Annotated in this window: 16 protein-coding genes; 4 read left to right on the top strand and 12 right to left on the bottom strand. The window is 70.0% G+C overall.

What is annotated here, in order from left to right; translation table 11 throughout:
• Nucleotides 1-19 precede the first annotated feature (19 nt).
• The 5 genes from LWW96_RS05535 to LWW96_RS05515 form a co-directional block, all read right to left on the bottom strand.
• Nucleotides 20-1,531, bottom strand: coding sequence for a sigma 54-interacting transcriptional regulator (locus tag LWW96_RS05535; RefSeq protein WP_291484829.1), 1,512 nt, complete (start codon nucleotides 1,529-1,531; stop codon nucleotides 20-22).
• A gap of 84 nt (nucleotides 1,532-1,615) precedes the next feature.
• Nucleotides 1,616-2,305, bottom strand: coding sequence for a DUF2325 domain-containing protein (locus LWW96_RS05530; RefSeq protein ID WP_291484828.1), 690 nt, complete (start codon nucleotides 2,303-2,305; stop codon nucleotides 1,616-1,618).
• Nucleotides 2,306-2,522: 217 nt separating this feature from the next.
• Complete coding sequence (locus tag LWW96_RS05525) at nucleotides 2,523-4,028, bottom strand: tripartite tricarboxylate transporter permease (RefSeq protein WP_291484826.1); 1,506 nt, start codon at nucleotides 4,026-4,028, stop codon at nucleotides 2,523-2,525.
• A gap of 2 nt (nucleotides 4,029-4,030) precedes the next feature.
• A complete protein-coding gene (locus LWW96_RS05520) occupies nucleotides 4,031-4,558 on the bottom strand; it encodes a tripartite tricarboxylate transporter TctB family protein (protein ID WP_291484824.1) in 528 nt (175 codons plus the stop codon).
• Between the two features lie 82 nt (nucleotides 4,559-4,640).
• On the bottom strand, nucleotides 4,641-5,600 hold the full coding sequence (locus LWW96_RS05515; protein WP_291484823.1) for a tripartite tricarboxylate transporter substrate-binding protein: 960 nt from the start codon (nucleotides 5,598-5,600) through the stop codon (nucleotides 4,641-4,643).
• A gap of 83 nt (nucleotides 5,601-5,683) precedes the next feature.
• Here LWW96_RS05515 and LWW96_RS05510 point away from each other — a divergent pair, with 83 nt between their 5' ends.
• From LWW96_RS05510 to LWW96_RS05500, 3 genes are read left to right on the top strand one after another with little or no spacing between them, the layout of a single operon-like run.
• Nucleotides 5,684-6,409, top strand: coding sequence for a response regulator transcription factor (locus LWW96_RS05510; protein ID WP_291484822.1), 726 nt, complete (start codon nucleotides 5,684-5,686; stop codon nucleotides 6,407-6,409).
• Nucleotides 6,406-7,872, top strand: coding sequence for a sensor histidine kinase (locus tag LWW96_RS05505; RefSeq protein ID WP_291484821.1), 1,467 nt, complete (start codon nucleotides 6,406-6,408; stop codon nucleotides 7,870-7,872). Before LWW96_RS05510 ends, LWW96_RS05505 begins: the two co-directional genes overlap by 4 nt.
• A complete protein-coding gene (locus LWW96_RS05500) occupies nucleotides 7,869-8,318 on the top strand; it encodes a S4 domain-containing protein (protein WP_291484820.1) in 450 nt (149 codons plus the stop codon). Before LWW96_RS05505 ends, LWW96_RS05500 begins: the two co-directional genes overlap by 4 nt.
• A 31-nt stretch (nucleotides 8,319-8,349) precedes the next feature.
• On the opposite strand, the gene LWW96_RS05495 is transcribed toward LWW96_RS05500, so the two are convergent.
• The 7 genes from LWW96_RS05495 to LWW96_RS05465 form a co-directional block, all read right to left on the bottom strand.
• Nucleotides 8,350-9,030 (bottom strand): hypothetical protein, encoded by a 681-nt coding sequence (locus LWW96_RS05495; protein WP_291484818.1) that lies wholly within the window; start codon nucleotides 9,028-9,030, stop codon nucleotides 8,350-8,352.
• A 135-nt stretch (nucleotides 9,031-9,165) separates the two neighbouring features.
• The gene (locus LWW96_RS05490; protein ID WP_291484816.1) at nucleotides 9,166-10,110 is read right to left on the bottom strand and encodes an IPTL-CTERM sorting domain-containing protein; all 945 of its coding nucleotides are present in this window, start codon (nucleotides 10,108-10,110) and stop codon (nucleotides 9,166-9,168) included.
• An 83-nt stretch (nucleotides 10,111-10,193) separates the two neighbouring features.
• The gene (locus LWW96_RS05485; protein ID WP_291484814.1) at nucleotides 10,194-11,168 is read right to left on the bottom strand and encodes an AraC family transcriptional regulator; all 975 of its coding nucleotides are present in this window, start codon (nucleotides 11,166-11,168) and stop codon (nucleotides 10,194-10,196) included.
• Between the two features lie 114 nt (nucleotides 11,169-11,282).
• The gene (locus tag LWW96_RS05480) at nucleotides 11,283-12,263 is read right to left on the bottom strand and encodes an FAD:protein FMN transferase (RefSeq protein ID WP_291484811.1); all 981 of its coding nucleotides are present in this window, start codon (nucleotides 12,261-12,263) and stop codon (nucleotides 11,283-11,285) included.
• The gene (locus LWW96_RS05475) at nucleotides 12,244-14,430 is read right to left on the bottom strand and encodes a PepSY domain-containing protein (protein WP_291484809.1); all 2,187 of its coding nucleotides are present in this window, start codon (nucleotides 14,428-14,430) and stop codon (nucleotides 12,244-12,246) included. The genes LWW96_RS05480 and LWW96_RS05475 overlap by 20 nt, the downstream gene beginning before the upstream one ends.
• Nucleotides 14,431-14,439: 9 nt before the next feature.
• On the bottom strand, nucleotides 14,440-14,922 hold the full coding sequence (locus tag LWW96_RS05470; RefSeq protein ID WP_291484807.1) for a DUF2271 domain-containing protein: 483 nt from the start codon (nucleotides 14,920-14,922) through the stop codon (nucleotides 14,440-14,442).
• Between the two features lie 68 nt (nucleotides 14,923-14,990).
• Complete coding sequence (locus tag LWW96_RS05465) at nucleotides 14,991-15,386, bottom strand: PepSY domain-containing protein (RefSeq protein WP_291484805.1); 396 nt, start codon at nucleotides 15,384-15,386, stop codon at nucleotides 14,991-14,993.
• 158 nt (nucleotides 15,387-15,544) lie between these two features.
• Between LWW96_RS05465 and LWW96_RS05460 the strand changes: the two genes are divergently transcribed.
• Nucleotides 15,545-16,234 (top strand): VIT family protein, encoded by a 690-nt coding sequence (locus LWW96_RS05460; RefSeq protein WP_291484803.1) that lies wholly within the window; start codon nucleotides 15,545-15,547, stop codon nucleotides 16,232-16,234.
• Nucleotides 16,235-16,315: the final 81 nt, after the last annotated feature.

The following is a 16,315-nucleotide window of genomic DNA, read 5'->3' as shown; positions in this document are numbered from 1 at the left end:
TCAGACAAGTGTCTGAAATTTAATCAGGGTTTTCCAGACGTCCATACAGCGTCGCCCGCGAGATGCCCAGTTGCCGGGCGGTGGCCAATTTGTTGCCGCCGTGCGCTTTCATGGCCGCGGCAATGGCCTTGCGTTCCAGCTCGGCCACCTGTTCGGCCAGGGGGCGCAGGTAGCGGCTTTCGTCCTCGGCCTCGGTGGCGGGGCCGGGGTCCTGCACGGGCGCCGGGGCGGCGGGCTCCACGCCGGCCTCGCGCAGGATGCGCTCGAGCTGCGCGGCGTCGATGGATTGCGAGTCGCTGCGCATCACGGCCTGCTCCAGCACGTTGCGCAGCTCGCGGATGTTGCCGCGCCAGGGCTGGCCGGCCAGCAGGGCCATGGCGTCGGGCAGCAGCTCGGCCGGGGGCGTGCCATTGCGCAGGGCCAGGTCCTCGCCCAGCGCCTCCACCAGCGCGGGGATGTCGCTGCGCCGCGCGCGCAGCGGCGGCACGCGCACGGGCAGCACGTGCAGGCGGTAGAACAGGTCTTCGCGGAAGCGGCCATCGCGCACCAGCGCCGAGAGGTCGCGCGAAGTGGCCGCCAGGATGCGCACGTTGAAGGGCACGAGCTTGTTGCTGCCCAGCGGCTCGATCTCGCCCTCCTGCAGCGCGCGCAGCAGCTTGGCCTGCAGGCTCTGCGGCATGTCGCCGATTTCGTCGAGGAACAGCGTGCCGCCGTCCGCCAGCTTGAACTTGCCGTCGCGGCCCTTGCGGTCGGCGCCGGTGTAGGCGCCCGGGGCCACGCCAAAGAACTCGGCCTCCAGCAGCGTGTCGGGCACGGCGGCGATGTTCACGCTGACGAACGGGCCGCTCGCGCGGCTGGACGCGGCGTGGATCGCATGGGCCAGCAGCTCTTTGCCGGTGCCGGTCTCGCCCAGCAGCAGCACCGGGCTTTGCGACTGTGCGGCGCGGCGCGCCTGGCGCTTGACCTCGGCGGCCGCCGGGCTGGAGCCGATGAAGCTGGCAAACGTGTATTTGGCGCGCCGCTCGCCCTCGGCCGCTGCGGCCAGGGTGCGGTTGCGCTGGCGGGCCAGCTCGCGGCGCGCGTCGTCCAGGTCGCGCTGCAGGAGCGCAAACTTGCTGATCAGCGGCTGCAGCGTGGTCTCCGGGTGGTCGAACAGCACGATGCCGATGGCGCCGATCACGCGGTCGGCATCGTCGCGCAGCGGGATGCGGCTGACCACGAACGTGCCGGCCTTGTTGGTGAGCAGGTCGATCAGCACGGGCTGGCCGGTGTCGAGCACCCGGCGCATCTGGGTGTTGGGAATGACCTCCTCCACCATGCGGCCCACGAACTGGTCCACCGACGAAAAGCCCAGGTCGGGCAGAAAGCGCTGGTACCCCTCGTTCACCCACACGATGCGCCCGCTGCGGTCCACCAGGAACATGCCCTGGCTGACGCTGGAGAACAGCTGGAACATGGAGCGTGCCGCCAGCTCCAGAATGCCCTGGGCATCCAGCGGCAGGGCGGGGGCGTCGTCGGCAAGCATGGGCATGGGGCGATGGTAGCGCGGCGCGGGCGGCGGTCGGGGCGGGCGCGCACCCACACTAGCAGCTATGTTTTTGATAGCTGCTTGCGCTTATCCATCCAGCGCTGCACCCTGTTTTTGCTCCAAATCTTTCCCACCCGCCACGCGGGGCGCGAGTGCAGGGGCCCAGCTGACCAGCACGTCGGCCTGCCGCGCCGCCAGGCTCTGGTCCACCAGCAGGCAGGCCTTGCCGGTGCGCCGGCAGTGGTCCTGCACGCGCCAGTAGTCGTCGTGGCCGATGCAGCCGGTCTGGCAGATGACCAGGTCCGCGGCGGCCAGGTCCATGTCCAAGGCGGTTTCCGTGTTGCTGTGGAGCGGCGCGCGCCCCGCCCCGCTGGGCGCGGCCAGCGCGTCGGCCCCGCCGGGTGCGCGTGAAAGCTCCGGCGCCAGATCGCTCGTCTGCGCTGCACGCGCGTCCGCGCTGTGGTCCGCCTGCGCAGCCAGCCGCCAACGCAGGCATTCGCGCGACAGGCTGGCAATGCGCTCGGCCAGCGCCGTGATGTGGCGGGCCATGGCCTGGCGGCGTGGCAGGCCGGGGTGGGCTTGGCGCAGCTGCACTATTTCGTCCTGCACCATGGCCAGGCGCGTGTCCCGCAACACCACTTGGGCACGCAAGCGCAGCACCTGGGCCTGCAAGGCCTCAATCTGCGCGGCCTGCGCGGCGACGGTGGCACTGCAGCGCTTTTGCACATCGCCCAATTGGCGGCACAGCACCAGAAACTCCTGCGGAAGTGATTGCATGCGCCACCTCTCAAATAAGAACGATTCGCATTCTATGATACGATGCGCGGCGTTGCGAGAATGCAAGCCACCTTGGTGGGGAGGGCGCCGGAGGCATGAAGCCTCCGGTGTCTGGCTTGCAACCGCGCCCGCCCCTTTCTGCCGGCAGAGCTGTGCCAAAAGTAAAAAACCGCGCCGTGGCAGCGCGGTTTTTCAGGGACTCCCTGCGGAGCTGCGGTCAGGTCTGCGCCAGCGCGAGCTTTCGTGCCGCCCAGTGGCGCAGCAGGCGCGGAACGACCAGCACGGCCAGGATGATGACGATGAGCGTCACCGAGCCCGGGCGCTGCAGGAAGATGCCCCAGCTGCCCTCGCCGATCGCCACCGCGTTGCGCATCTGCGCTTCGGCCAGCGGCCCCAGGATCATGCCCACCACGACGGGTGCGGACGGGAAGTCAAAGCGCCGCATCACCACGCCCAGCAGGCCGATCCCGTACAGCAGCACCAGGTCGAACGCGCTCTGGCGCATGCCATACACGCCCAGCGTAGAGAACACCAGGATGCCCGCGTACAGGTACGACTTGGGAATGTTCAGCAGCTTCACCCACAGCCCGATCATGGGCAGGTTCAGGATCAGCAGCATCACGTTGCCGATGTACATCGACGCGATGAGCGCCCACACCAGCGCGCCGTTGGTGTCGAACAACTGCGGGCCGGGCTGGATGCCGTAGTTCTGGAAGGCCCCCAGCAGAATGGCCGTGGTGTTGGACGTGGGGATGCCCAGCGTGAGCAGCGGAATCAGCGTGGCCGTGATGGCCGCGTTGTTGGCGGCTTCGGGGCCGGCCACGCCTTCGATGGCGCCGGTGGTGCCGAACTCTTCCTTGTGCTTGCTCAGCTTCTTTTCGGCGGCGTAGCTCAGGAAGGTCGGGATCTCGCTGCCACCGGCGGGCACGGTGCCAAAGGGGAATCCGATGGCCGTGGCGCGCAGCCATGCGGGCCAGGAGCGCTTCCACTCTTCCTTGGTCATGTGGGTGCTGGTCAGGCGATTCTGCGTTTCGTCCACGCGGCCTTCGTACATCACGTTGTACAGCGCCTCGCCCACGGCAAACAGGCCCACGGCAATCAGCACCACCTCGATGCCGTCCATCAGCTCGGGCACGCCGCCGGTGTAGCGGGCCTGGCCGGTGATCTGGTCGATGCCGACCAGGCCCATGGCCAGCCCCACGAACAGCGCCACCATGCCGCGCAGCGTGCTCTTGCCCAGCACCGCGCTCACGGTGGTGAAGGCCAGCACCATCAGCAGGAAGTACTCGGGCGGCCCCAGGCGCACCGCGTATTCGGCCACCAGCGGCGCAAAGAAGGTGACGAGCACGGTGGCGATGGTTCCCGCCACGAACGAGCCGATGGCGGCCGTCGCCAGCGCCGCGCCCGCGCGGCCGTTCTTGGCCATCTTGTTGCCCTCCATGGCCGTGACCATGGAGCCGGCCTCACCCGGCGTGTTCAGCAGGATGGAGGTGGTGGAGCCGCCATACATGGCGCCGTAGTAGATGCCGCCGAAGAAGATCATCGACGCGGTGGCTTCCACCTTCACGGTGATGGGCAGCAGCATGGCCACCGCCACGGCCGGGCCAATGCCCGGCAGCACGCCCACGGCGGTGCCGATCATGCAGCCCACGAAGGCCCACAGCAGGTTGATGGGGGTTGCAGCGGTAATGAAACCCTGCATCAGGAGGTTCAAAGTTTCCATGGTTACAGCCACCCCGTGTTGGTCAGGCCCGGCAGATTGATGGCCAGCAGTTGCGTGAACATCCAGTACACCGGCGCGGCCACCGCGATGCCGATGGCGGAGTCCTTGATCCAGGCCTGCAGGCGCAGGTCCAGCTCTCCTTCGGAGCTCTTGAAGCCGCGCACCGCCAGCACGAAGCACAGCGCACAGCTCAGGATGAAGCCAAGGGTGGTGATGAGCAGCGCATTGAGCAGCAGCCCGGCAGACACCCAGACAAAGCCCTTCCAGTGGGCACGCGGGTCACCCGAGCCCTCTTCCAGGTCGCGGAATCCGCCGGTCTGGGCCTGCACCACGCAGAGCACGCCGCAGACGAGCACGGCAATGCTGATCACCCAGGGAAAGAAGTTCGGGCCCACGCCGCCATAGCCCGCCTCGGAGCTGACCGAGCTGGCGCCCCAGGCCAGCAGCAGCGAAAGCACTACCAGCCCCAGCCCGACCAGTGTCTGCAGCGGCTTGGAGCGTGAAGAGTGTTGTGGTTGTTGTTGTGTCATGGTTTTTCCCTTCGCGCGCACCGGCGCGCGGCAGGCCGGCCCTTCCTGCGAAGAGCCTGCCGCCTGCCGCCTGCCGCGGCGGTCAGATCATTCCGGACTTGGCCATCGTGGCGCGCATGCTGGCGAATTCGGCGTCCACGAAGTTGGCAAACTCGTCCCCGGCCATCCAGGCGGGCGTCCAGCCGTTCTTTTCCATGGCGTCCTGCCAGGCCTTGTGCTTGAAGGTCTTGGCCAGCGCGTCGATGAGCACCTTGCGCTGCTCGCCAGAGATGCCGGGCGCGCCATACACGCCGCGCCAGTTGCCGATCTCCACGTTGATGCCCTGCTCCTTGAGCGTAGGCACGTTCACCCCCTTGAGGCGGGTGCCCGACGTCACGCCCACGGGGCGCATCTTGCCGGCGGAGATGTACTCGGCAAACTCGCTGTAGCCGCTGCCGCCCACGGTGACATTGCCGCCCAGGATGGCCGCGGTGGCCTCGCCGCCCCCACGGAACGCCACGTAGTTGATCTTGGCCGGGTCCACGCCGACCTCGCGGGCAATCATCGCGGCCGCGATGTGCTCGGTGGAGCCGCGCGAGCCGCCGCCCCACTTCACGCTGCCGGGGTCCTTCTTGAGCTGGTCGATCACGTCCTTCATGGTCTTGAAAGGCGAATTGGCGGGCAGCACGAACACGTTGTATTCGCTGGTCAGGCGCGCCAGGGGCGTGACCTTGTCCAGGCCCACGGGCGGCTTGCCGGTGATGATGCCGCCCAGCATGACCGCGCCCATCACCATCAATGCGTTGGGATCGCCCTTGCTGGCGTTCACGAACTGGGCCAGCCCGATGGCGCCGGCCGCGCCCCCTTTGTTGTCATAGGACACCGACGAGGCGACGCCTGCGTCCTGCATGGCCTTGCCCAGCGCGCGGCCCGTGGTGTCCCAGCCGCCGCCCGGATTGGCGGGAATCATCATCTTGAGAGCGTGGGCCGTCTGGGCCGACACCGGCAGCACGCCGGCGGCAGCCATGGCGGCCAGGGATTTCAGAAACATGTCGCGACGCATAGTGTCTCCTTCGGTTGGCGAACCTGTCGATAATGCGCGCCCTGCCTGTCAATCGGCTGTCCTTGAACTCAGGGAAAACACCCATGCCAGCCGCCCGGAGAGACGGTGCTAAGGTCCCGCGCATGCAATTGCTCCTCGTAGAAGACGACCCCACCATGCAGGCCACGCTGCACCGCGCGCTGTCGCGCCGGGGCATGGAGGTGACGGCGGTCGGCGACGGCCGCGTGGCGCTCACGCAATGGACCGACCTGCAGCCGGATGCGGTGGTGCTGGACCTCACCCTGCCCAGCCTGGACGGGCTGCAGGTGCTGCAGCAGGCCCGCGCCCGGGGCCTGCGCACGCCCGTGCTCATCCTGACCGCGCGCGGCACCGTGGGCGACCGGGTCCTGGGGCTGAACGCGGGTGCGGACGACTACCTGCCCAAGCCGTTCGACCTGGACGAGCTGGAGGCCCGCCTGCGTGCGCTGGTGCGGCGCAGCGCGGACCCGGCCTCTGGTGTGCCCGCCGCGCCCAGCACCGTGCAGATCGGCGCCATCCGCTACGACAAGGACAGCGGCGCGCTCTACCTGCACGGGGAGGTCATGGAACTCACGCCGCGCGAGCTGGCGCTGATGCACGCCCTGCTCGCCCAGCCCGGCCACGCCGTCAGCAAGGAGCGGCTGTACGAACTGGTGTTTCCCGGCCAGCTGGATGTGCAGTACGAAGCCATCGAGGTGGTGGTCTACCGCCTGCGCAAGAAGCTGGCCGGCACCGGCCTCACGCTGATGACGCTGCGCGGGCTGGGCTACCTGCTGCGGACGGACGCATGACCGGCCAAGCGCCCTCCCCGCGCCACCCTTCGCTGCGCCGGCGGCTGCTGCTGGGCATTCTGCTGCCGGTAGCGCTGTTCATCGGGTTCAACACCTTCAGCCTGTACCGGCAGACCCTGGCATCCCTGAATACGGCGTACGACCGTACGCTGCTGGCGTCCGCCAAGAGCATCAGCGAGCAGCTGGACGTGCAAGGCTACGACGATGCAGCGCAGTTGCGCGCCATCGTGCCCTATTCCGCCCTGGAGGCCTTTGAGGCGGACAACCAGAGCCAGATGTACTACCGCGTGTCCAACCTGCAAGGCGAGCTGGTGTCCGGCTTCGAGGACCTGCCCTTCTGGCGCGGGCAGATTCCCATGCGGCCTCCCTACGCGGCGCTGGTGGACTTTTATGACGAGCGCTTTCGCGACCGGGACGTGCGGGTGGCCGTGCTGCTGCAGCCCGTGGCCAGCTCCACGGGGCGGGCCATGGCCGTGATCCAGGTGGCGGAAACCCTGGAGGTGCGCGAAACGCTGGCCCTGCAGATCCTGCGCAACACGCTGCTGCGCCAGGCCCTGCTGATTGCGGTGATTGCGCTCACCGTGGTCGTGGTCGTGCAGCGGGCCATCCATCCCGTGCGGCAGCTGAGCCTGCAACTGCAGGGGCGCAGGGAGGGCGACCTGAGCCCCATCGCCGCGCCGTCCACCCCGCGCGAGCTGCAGCCGCTGATCTACGCCACCAACGAAGTCATGCAGCGCCTGCGGCACCTGCTGCGGCACCAGAAGCGGTTCGTGCGCGACGCGTCGCACCAGCTGCGCACCCCGCTGGCTGTGCTCAAGACGCAGGTGCAGTCCGCCCTGCGGGGGGACGTGGAGCCCGCGCAGGCCCTGCACGAGATCAGCGACACGGTGGACCGCGCCACCCAGCTGGCCAACCAGATGCTGGCACTGGCCAAGGTGGAACAGCTGCGCCAGCAAAGCACCCCGCCGGCGGCCCGGCTGGACGAGATCCTGCGCGCCGTGGCGCTGGAGATCTCGCCCCTGGTCGCGCAGCGCGACCTGGACTTCGGTATCCACACCGAGCCCGCCCAGGTGGTGGCGCACGAATGGATGCTGCGGGAACTCAGCCGCAACCTGCTGCACAACGCAGTGCGCCACGCCCCGCAAGGCAGCGAGCTCACCGTGGACCTGCGCACCGACACGCACCACCTGGCGCTGACCATCAGCGACCACGGACCGGGCATTGACGACGAGCTGGCGTCGCGGCTGTTCCAGCCCTTCTCGGCCGGCGACGTGCGCACCGGCAGCGGCCTGGGGCTGGCCATCTGCCACGAGATCGTGCAGGCCCTGGGCGGCACCATTGCCCTGGCCAACCGCATGGCTGGCGGCCGGGTCACGGGGCTGGACGCGGTGGTGCGCCTGCCCCTGGCCGCGCCATCGGCTGACAGCACCGACAGCGCCCACGCGGCACAATCGGCGGCATGAACCACAACACGCTGGAGACCATGCGCCTGGACAAATGGCTGTGGTGCGCCCGCTTCTACAAGACACGCAGCCTGGCTGCCGAAGAGATCGCCCGCGGCCGGGTCACCGTCAACGGCCAATTGGCCAAGCCCGCGCGCGACCTGCGCTGCGGCGACACGGTGGCCCTGCGCCAGGGCACCGTGCCGCGCACGGTGGTGGTCCAGGGGCTGAGCGGCGCGCGCGGCCCCGCCCCCGTTGCCCAGCAGCTGTACCAGGAAACGCCCGAGAGCATCGCCGCCCGAGAACAGGCGGCAGAGCAGCGGCGCCTGGCCCCCGAGCCCGCAGCCACCTTGCACGAAGGCCGCCCCACCAAGCGCGACCGGCGCGCCATCGACAAGGTCAGCAACAAGGGCAGCGGCACGAGCAGCCACTGGGGCTCGCGCTGGAGCGCCTCCATCGACGAGTGAGTGCGCCGGCCCGCGGTACGGCGCAGGCGCCTCAAGCCCGGCGCCGCCGCACCGCGCCCAGGCCCGCGAGCGCCACCGACAGCAACACCCCCGACACCCCGCCCAGCGTGGGCACCGGCGTGGCGCCCGGGGCCAGCACGGCCGCGGTGCAAGGCCCCGCATAAGGCTGGGGCGGACTCCAGCGGGACAGCTGCAGCATCTGCACCCCGCCCGAGGCATCGTTGACGCTGCGGTTCTGCGAGGCGTCCGCAAACACGCCGTTGACACTGTTGGCAAACCAGTGGGCCGGCATGGTGTGCGTGACGCCGCTGCTGCTGAACGAGGCGCCCACCGGGTCGCCCGTGATCTCGGAGTACATGCCGGTCAGCACGCCGGCGCCGTCGGTGGTGGCGCTGCCCGCGACCGCCGAGGCCGGCGAGAGGACCAGATCCTGCACGAACCCCACGTTGCGTGCATCGTTCATCCGCCAGATGGTGCATGTGAGGTGCGCCGCAGTCCACACCTGGTCGGCGGCCGAAGTGCCGCCGTTGTCGAACACGAAGGTGACGGTATAGGTCTGGCCGCTCTGGATTTCCGGAAAGTCGGAGGTCGACATCGTCCCGGTGTACGTGGTGGCGAAGGGGGCGGCGACGGCACCGCCCCCCAAGCTGGCGGCGGCACCGGCCAGAAGGACAGCGGCCCAGGCGCCGCGGCGGTTGCGCAGGTGTGGCATGGAGGTTCCCAGGGTAAGAGGTGGAGGAGTGGCGGCGCTGCCCCACGGCACGCGCAGTCGCCGATGGCTCAGAAACGCTATCAAATCAATAGCTGCTTGCGCTTATCAGCAAACGGCTGGAGGCCAATTTGCCTCTTAAGCCGACCTGCGCCGGGATGCGCGCCACCCCAGCGCGCCCGCAGCCAGGGCCAGCAACGCCAGTGCCCCGGAGCCGAGCGTGGGCACCGGCGTGGCCGGCGCGGGCGGCGCACCGTTGCACTCGGCATGCCAGGGCGTCTGCCCGGTGGCAACATCCCAGTCGTTGCTGGGCAGCGGCGTCAGCGGGTTGGGGCAGACGATGGACTGCCCGGTCAGCAGCGAATTGGGCGCAGCGGGCAGCGCGCCCGTGAACTGGTTCAGGTTCACCACCAGGATCTGCAGCCCGGGCGGCAGAGCGGGAATGGTGCCGGTGAGCTGGTTGTCCTGCACCGAGAGGATCTGCAGCGCAGGCATGCCCGTGAGCGGCGGCAGGGTGCCCGTGAGCTGGTTGTCGCGCACCAGAAACCACTCGAGGGCCGGCAGGTTGGTCAAGGGCGGAAGCGGGCCGGAGAACTGATTGAGCACGGCGATGTAGCGCCGCAGATGCTGCAGCCCCGAGGGGTCGGGCAGCGGGCCGCTGAACTGGTTGACGCCCACGCCGAAGAACTCCAGCTGGGCCAGCCCGGCAATGGACGGCACAGGACCGGAGAGGCTGGCATTGGCGAGGCTGATGGTCTTGAGGTCCGGCAGGGCCGCCCAGTCCGGCAGCGGCGTGCCCGGCGGGGTGTTGACCAACCCATTGCCGAGAAACGAGAGGCCGGTGACGGTGGTCTCGCCCACATCGCACTCCACCCCGTACCAGGTGCACTCGGTGCCGGGCGCCCCGCCCCAGCCGGACTGGGTGGTCCAGCCCGGCCCGCCGGTGGCGGCATAAAAATCCAGCAGATACTGGCGCTGGGACGGTGGGATTGCGGCCTGGGCGCAGGCGGCCGCCAGCAGCGCTGGCACGACAAGGCAGGCCCGAAGGCGCCGCAGGAAAGAGGAGCGGAGGGGAATTGGCATGGTGCAGCGATTCTTGAAAAACCGCCGCGCCGCGTCATGGCCCGCAGCGACAATCGCTGTGCCGAATGCGACCTGCCCTGCGCTCAGCCGGAGGACGCGCGCGCCTCGCTGGGCGTCATGGCAAAGCGCCGCCGGAAAGCCCGGCTGAAGGCGGAGAAGTCGTCAAACCCGTTCTCCAGCGCAATGGCCAGCACGCGGCGGTGGCGCTGCGCCGGGTCGGCCAGCGTGGCACGGACCCGCTCCAGCCGCGCGTCCCGCACGTAGTCTGAAAAGCAGGTTCCTTCGCGGGCAAACAGGCGCTGCACCTGGCGCGGCGTGATGTGGTGGGCCCGCGCGATCGCGGCCAGGGTCAGTTCGGGCTGCGTGATGCGGGCCAGGATGTCGCGCTGGATGAGCGCCAGGCGCGGCAGGTCCGCGGCGTCGTGCCCTGAACCCCGAGCATCCGCCGGCGCGGGCCGCAGCAGGCTGGCCACCAGCTCCTGCAGGTGCGAGCGCGCGGCTTCCAGCAAAGGGGCGCCGAGCTGCGGGCCTTCGGCCACCAGCCGGGCGTAGCCCATGGCCAGTGCGGGCTCGGGCCGGCCCGGCGGCAGCGCCATCAGGGGCGCCTCCTCCAGCCGGGGCACCCGCTGCGCCAGGGCTTCGCGGGGTAGCTGCAGGCTGGCCGTCCGGCCACCCCACAGATGGACAAATTCGTGGGCGCGCGCCTTGGAGTGCAGGACAAAGCCGCCCGCCGGTATCTCCAGTTGGCCGTGCGGTGTGCGGATGGCACAGCCGTGCTGCGTGGTGGTCAGCAAAAGGTCGTCCACGCCATCGCCCACGCGCGCGGGCTGGTGGGCGAAATGCGCGGGCGTGTGCTCGCTGAAGGCATAGGCCGCGCCAGCGCCCAGCGGTGCCAGGGTCACCGCAAAGTCCAGCGGCACAGCCCCGTCGCAGGGCCACAGGTCCACGCGCATCAGCGCGCGGCCGAATAGCTCGCGCAGGGCATCGGCCTTGTCGCGCCCCACGTAGTCGCGCGAGGACATCTGGAAGCGCTGGGGCAGGCTGGGCGTTGGCTGCATGGCAGTGGACGGCAAAGGATGCGGGGCGGGCCGCCAGTGTAGGGCCCCGGCCGGCCGCACGCACCCCGGGGCGGCGGTATACCCCTGCCACCAGCACGGGCCGCAGGGCTGGGGTCAGCGGGCGAAACGGCCCAGCCCCACCTGCACCAGGCCATGCGGGCGGCGCACCAGGAACAGCACATCCAGCCCCATGCGCTGGGCCATGGCCAAGCCCTCGTCCGCGCCCCCGACCAGCAGCGCCGTGGCCCAGGCATCTGCCAGCATGCAGGTGCGCGCCAGCACGGTCACGGAAGCCACGGCATTGTTCACCGGAGCACCCCGGCGCACGTCCATGGTGTGGGCGACACGCACCCCGCCCACGTCCAGGTAGCGGCGGTAGTCGCCCGACGTGGCCACGGCCAGGTCTTCCAGCTCGACCACGCCTTGCACGGCGCGGCGCCCCGTCTCGGGCCGCTCCAGCGCCACCGCCCAAGGCGCGCCGCTGGCCTGCCCGCCCACCGCGCGCAACTCGCCGTCGAGCGCCGCCAGTGCGTGCTGCACGCCATGGCAGCGCAGCACCTCGGCCATGCAGTCCACGGCGTAGCCCTTGGCAATGCCGCACAGGTCCACCTGCAAAGCCCCCTGCTTGCGCGCCCGGCCGGCACTTCGGTCCACCTCCAGGCCTGCAGGCGCGCCCGGCACGGTGGACACCTCGCGTGCCGCGCGGATCGCCGCTGCATCGGGCGCATCGCGCTCTGCGCCGAAGCCCCAGGCATTCACCAGGCGCCCGGCGCAGGGGTCAAACGCGCCGCCGCTTTCGCGCTGGACGTTGAGCGCACAGTCCAGGACCTGCAGCATTTCGCCGGGCAGGTCCACCCACGCCCCCACCGGCGCGCGGTTCAGCCGCACCAGGTCGCTGTCCGGCTTCCAGGGCGACATCTGTGCGTCCACTCGCTCTACCGCCGCGGCAAGCTGCAGGCGCAGACCGGGCAGGTCGTGCGGGCCCACTCCGTCGATGGTGGCCGACCAGCGCGTGCCCATGGTCGGCCCGTGCAGGACGGCGCGCGGTGCGGGCGTGGGTGTGAGCGTCTGCGGGCTAGAAGATGTCTTCGGCATAGCGTTCTTGTGCCTTGAGTTCGGCCACGCTCAGCTGCAGCGGCGCCAGCACGGCGTCCAGCGCCTCGGCCACCCCGCGCGCCATGGCCCGGCTGCCGCACACGCGCACGACAGCGCCTTTCGCCACGATGCCGCGCACCCGTTCGGCATCCCGGCGCAGGGCGTCCTGCACATAGCCGCCGCCCTCAGGCACACGGGAGAAAACCGTCTGCAAGCTGGCCAAGCGGCCGTCGGCCAGCCAGCCCTGGATTTCGGGGCCAAAGTAGAAGTCCCGCGCCGGATCGCGCCCGCCAAAGAACAGGTGCATGGGCCGCCGGCGGTCGTTGCGGCGGATGAAGCCGGCCAGCGGTGCAACCCCCGTGCCCGCGCCCACCAGCAACACCGGCCGCCGCGAGCGCGGCAACGCAAAGCCCGGGTTGTGCCGGACAAAGGCCGTGATGCTGCCGCCCACCGGCAAGCCCAGCAGGTGGGTGGAACACCGGCCGCCAGGCATCTGGCGCACACAGAGTTCCAGGAACCCGTCTTCCGCACCCGAGGCCAGCGAGTAGTAGCGCGGCACGGCAGAGCCCGGCGGCACAATGCCCAGCAGATCGCCGGCCGCAAACCGGCCCAGGCCGCCCCCGGCCGGCGGCGCAAAGCGCAGGACGGCCGTGGCCTGGTCCGGCGCCGCCCCGGCGTAGTCCTGCCGCGCCACCAGCGCAAGCGCCACCGTGGGCGGCAGGCGCGGCACATGCTCCAGCGCCAGCGGCTCGCCCAGCGCCTGCCCCAGGGCCGCGCCCCAGCGGGCAAACTGCTGGCCCGATTGCTGGTGGATGCACTCCAGCGGCAGCAGCGACGGCCACCCGCGCGCGCGCAGGGCCTGGTCCAGCGCCTGGGCATAGGCGCAGAACGCCGGGAACTGCCGGTCGCCAAAGCCCAGCACGGTCACCGGCACTCTGGCGGACGGCAGCGTGGCGATGCGGTCCAGCGCATGGCTGGCATGCGCGGGCGCCTGGCCTTCGCCGTAGGTTGCGGCCAGCACAAACACCTGCCGCGTGGCGGTGGTGGTGCAGAAGTTCTCCAGCCCGCTGGCATGCACGCGATGGCCGCGCTGCCGCAACGCATCGTGCAGGGTCTGGGCGAAACCCCAGGTGCTGCCCCCTTCGCTCGCCACGAAAAGCAGCACGTCGGCCTGCGCCAGCGGCGCGTTGCCCGTGATGCGCGGCGCCTGCCAGCGCGCCTGCCACCAGATGACCACGCCCGACAGCCAGAACACCAGCACGCTGGCACCCGCCAGCCCAAGCACCGCCGCCCAGGGCCAGGCGGCTTCACCCGTGTGCAGCACCCGGGCCAAGTGGTCCACACGCTGGGCGACGGTAGTGTCCTGCCAGGCCAGCATCTGGCCCGAGTAGCGGTCCACCCATCCCCGGCCCTGGGCCGTGGTCACTTTCCAGGTGTCTTCCGGATCCGCGCTCGCAGGGAAACTCAGCGTGCGCAAGTCCTGCACCGCCAGACCTTCCAGCGCTGCCAGCCCGGTGGCAGGCGTGCCGGTGCCGGCGGGAACCTGCGACACCACCTCAGGCTCGGCCCTGCTGTCCAACGCCACCCAGCCCAAGGTGGAGGCGCTCATGGTCAGCGCCGTGAGCGAAGTCAGGCACAGCACCGCGATCACCACGCGGCCAGCCACCACGTGGATGCGCTGCGCCAGCGTGCCGCGGACGCGGGCGGCCAGCCGCTTCCAGCCGCCCATGCGCCGCACCAGCAGCACCAGGGCGGACGCGCACAGCAAGGCCATGGCCGCCGCGGTGCCGGCCGCGCCCCAGCGCCCGGCATCCCCCAGGAGCAGCGACCGGTGCAGCACCTTCACCCAGCGCGGCAGCACGGACGGCTGCCAGGCGCCCAGCACCCGGCCGTCCGCGGGGTCCACGGCGGACGCCTGCGGCTGGTCGCCAGCAAAGCTGAACACGACAATCGCCCCGGAAGGCTGCCGGCGGATTTCCTCCGCACCGGGCACGGTGCGCGTGACGCGCTCGACCAGCGCAGCCACGGAGAGGTCCGTCGCCGCAGGCGGTGCGGACCACGCCTGGGCCACCGGGTCGACCGCCAGGAGTGCGCCGGTGATGCCCAGCAGCACCGCCACGGCACCGACCGTGAGCCCCAGCCAGCGGTGGATTGCTTTCCAGCCCATGGGTGCCCGTTACTGCAGTTGCACCGTGGCCGACTGGATGTACTGCTTGCCGGCGTACGGCTTGCCCGCGCCGGCCTTGGACAGGGGAATGCGCACTTCGGAGGGGCTGTCCCGCATGTCTTCCACCGCGGCGTCCAGGCGGATCTCGTAGCCGGCGTCCAGCAGCGCATCTGCCAGTTCGGCCGTGACCTTGAGCGTGCGCCCCTCCCCCACGCTGGCGCCAGTGACGCCGCTCAGGCGCTTGGCGTCCCCCGCAGAGAGGCGGTTCCAGTCCGACAAATGCTTGTAGTACTTGGCCTTGCCACCGGCAACCCACAGCGTGCGCACATAGGTGCCCTTGGCGTCGGTAACGTAGGCCGCAAGGTAAGCGCCGTCGCCGCCGTAGTTCTTGAGCTGCGCTGTCAGCGTCACGGTGCGGCTCTGGGCCAGGGCGGGAAACGCCACGCCGCATGCAGCGGCCAGAAGGGTCAACAAGGGGGTCTTTTTGGACATCGCGGAGTTCCTTTGGGTGTTCGTTCGTTTGTTTGTTCGTTCGTTGGTCGATGGGCTTGTCTGCCCGTCTATGGGGCCGTGCGGGGCTGGACGTCCCCACCGCCCCGAGGCGACTCTGCGGGGAGCGGCCCACCCAGTGGCGCCTGGCCCTCGTCCGCGCGGCGGTGGGCCCGTTCGCGCAGGTGCTCGCCGCTCTTGATCTTCAGCACCTTCAGGGTTTCCGGCTCGATCTTGGCTTTGAACGGTCGGCCTGCGGCATCCGTGCCGCGGATCTCATAGCAACCGTCATCAATCTTCAACCGCTGGATCTGCCAGCCCTGCGCGGCCGCCCACTGCCGCAGCGCTTCGCGCGTTTGCCACCGGCTCACGGGAGCGTCGCAGTCCTCCTTGGCCGAGGCGGGCACGGCAGCCAGGCCCATTGACAGGACCACCAAGCCATCGCGCAGACAGGGGGGGCATTTCATGGCAGGCTCCTAAAGCAGGGTCGCAGCGCAAGTGCACTGGATCTTCCTGATGCGCTGCATTGTTCCCCTGGCACTCTGAACGTATGCTGAACAGCGCATTCAGGGCCTGTTCAGCCCGCCTGGGGCACCATGGCCCCTGTCATCAACCTGGGATCCCTATGAGGCATAGCGAAAGACACAAGACCCACCGCACGGGCTGGCTGCGGGCCGCCGTGCTGGGCGCCAACGACGGCATCGTTTCCACGGCCAGCTTGGTGCTGGGCGTGGCGGCCACCAAGGCCAGCACGCAGGCCATTCTGATCGCGGGCGTGGCCAGCCTGGTCGCGGGAGCGATGTCCATGGCCGCAGGTGAATACGTGTCCGTCAGTTCGCAGGCAGACACCGAAAACGCCGACCTGGCCCGCGAAAAGACCGAGCTGGCGGACAACCCGGGCCAGGAGCATGCGGAGCTTACGGGCATCTACATGCAGCGCGGCCTGGACGAAAACCTGGCCTCGCAGGTGGCCACCCAGCTGATGGCCCGCGACGCCCTGGGCGCCCATGCGCGGGATGAGCTGGGCATTTCGGAAACCCTGGCAGCCAAGCCCGTGCAAGCCGCCTTCGCCTCGGCCGGGATGTTTGCTGCCGGAGCGCTGCTGCCGCTGGCCGTCGTGCTCCTCGCGCCCGCCTCCGCGATCATGGAGGCCGTGGCCGGCAGCTCGCTGTTCTTCCTGGCACTGCTGGGGCTGGTGGCCGCACGCGCTGGCGGGTCCCCGCTGCTGGTGTCGGCCGCCCGCGTGACCTTCTGGGGTGCGCTGGCCATGGCGCTCACCGCCGGGGTGGGCGCGCTCTTCGGCGTGGCGGCATAAGCTGGGAGCCGCTGGGCCCCCGTCGGCAGTGCGGCCAATATTGTTTCCAATACTGGAACAGTTAGTTCGTGACCCAGTGGT

This window comes from Acidovorax sp., assembly GCF_021287135.1.
In the GTDB taxonomy this organism is placed as follows: domain Bacteria; phylum Pseudomonadota; class Gammaproteobacteria; order Burkholderiales; family Burkholderiaceae_C; genus Acidovorax.
This window is presented reverse-complemented; position numbering and strand designations above follow the sequence as displayed.

Excerpts from the sequence above, each read along its gene's own strand:
- LWW96_RS05535 (WP_291484829.1), bottom strand. The coding sequence starts at position 1,531 with ATGCCCATGCTTGCCGACGACGCCCCCGCCCTGCCGCTGGATGCCCAG.
- LWW96_RS05530 (WP_291484828.1), bottom strand. The coding sequence starts at position 2,305 with ATGCAATCACTTCCGCAGGAGTTTCTGGTGCTGTGCCGCCAATTGGGC.
- LWW96_RS05525 (WP_291484826.1), bottom strand. The coding sequence starts at position 4,028 with ATGGAAACTTTGAACCTCCTGATGCAGGGTTTCATTACCGCTGCAACC.
- LWW96_RS05520 (WP_291484824.1), bottom strand. The coding sequence starts at position 4,558 with ATGACACAACAACAACCACAACACTCTTCACGCTCCAAGCCGCTGCAG.
- LWW96_RS05515 (WP_291484823.1), bottom strand. The coding sequence starts at position 5,600 with ATGCGTCGCGACATGTTTCTGAAATCCCTGGCCGCCATGGCTGCCGCC.
- LWW96_RS05510 (WP_291484822.1), top strand. The coding sequence starts at position 5,684 with ATGCCAGCCGCCCGGAGAGACGGTGCTAAGGTCCCGCGCATGCAATTG.
- LWW96_RS05505 (WP_291484821.1), top strand. The coding sequence starts at position 6,406 with ATGACCGGCCAAGCGCCCTCCCCGCGCCACCCTTCGCTGCGCCGGCGG.
- LWW96_RS05500 (WP_291484820.1), top strand. The coding sequence starts at position 7,869 with ATGAACCACAACACGCTGGAGACCATGCGCCTGGACAAATGGCTGTGG.
- LWW96_RS05495 (WP_291484818.1), bottom strand. The coding sequence starts at position 9,030 with ATGCCACACCTGCGCAACCGCCGCGGCGCCTGGGCCGCTGTCCTTCTG.
- LWW96_RS05490 (WP_291484816.1), bottom strand. The coding sequence starts at position 10,110 with ATGCCAATTCCCCTCCGCTCCTCTTTCCTGCGGCGCCTTCGGGCCTGC.
- LWW96_RS05485 (WP_291484814.1), bottom strand. The coding sequence starts at position 11,168 with ATGCAGCCAACGCCCAGCCTGCCCCAGCGCTTCCAGATGTCCTCGCGC.
- LWW96_RS05480 (WP_291484811.1), bottom strand. The coding sequence starts at position 12,263 with ATGCCGAAGACATCTTCTAGCCCGCAGACGCTCACACCCACGCCCGCA.
- LWW96_RS05475 (WP_291484809.1), bottom strand. The coding sequence starts at position 14,430 with ATGGGCTGGAAAGCAATCCACCGCTGGCTGGGGCTCACGGTCGGTGCC.
- LWW96_RS05470 (WP_291484807.1), bottom strand. The coding sequence starts at position 14,922 with ATGTCCAAAAAGACCCCCTTGTTGACCCTTCTGGCCGCTGCATGCGGC.
- LWW96_RS05465 (WP_291484805.1), bottom strand. The coding sequence starts at position 15,386 with ATGAAATGCCCCCCCTGTCTGCGCGATGGCTTGGTGGTCCTGTCAATG.
- LWW96_RS05460 (WP_291484803.1), top strand. The coding sequence starts at position 15,545 with ATGAGGCATAGCGAAAGACACAAGACCCACCGCACGGGCTGGCTGCGG.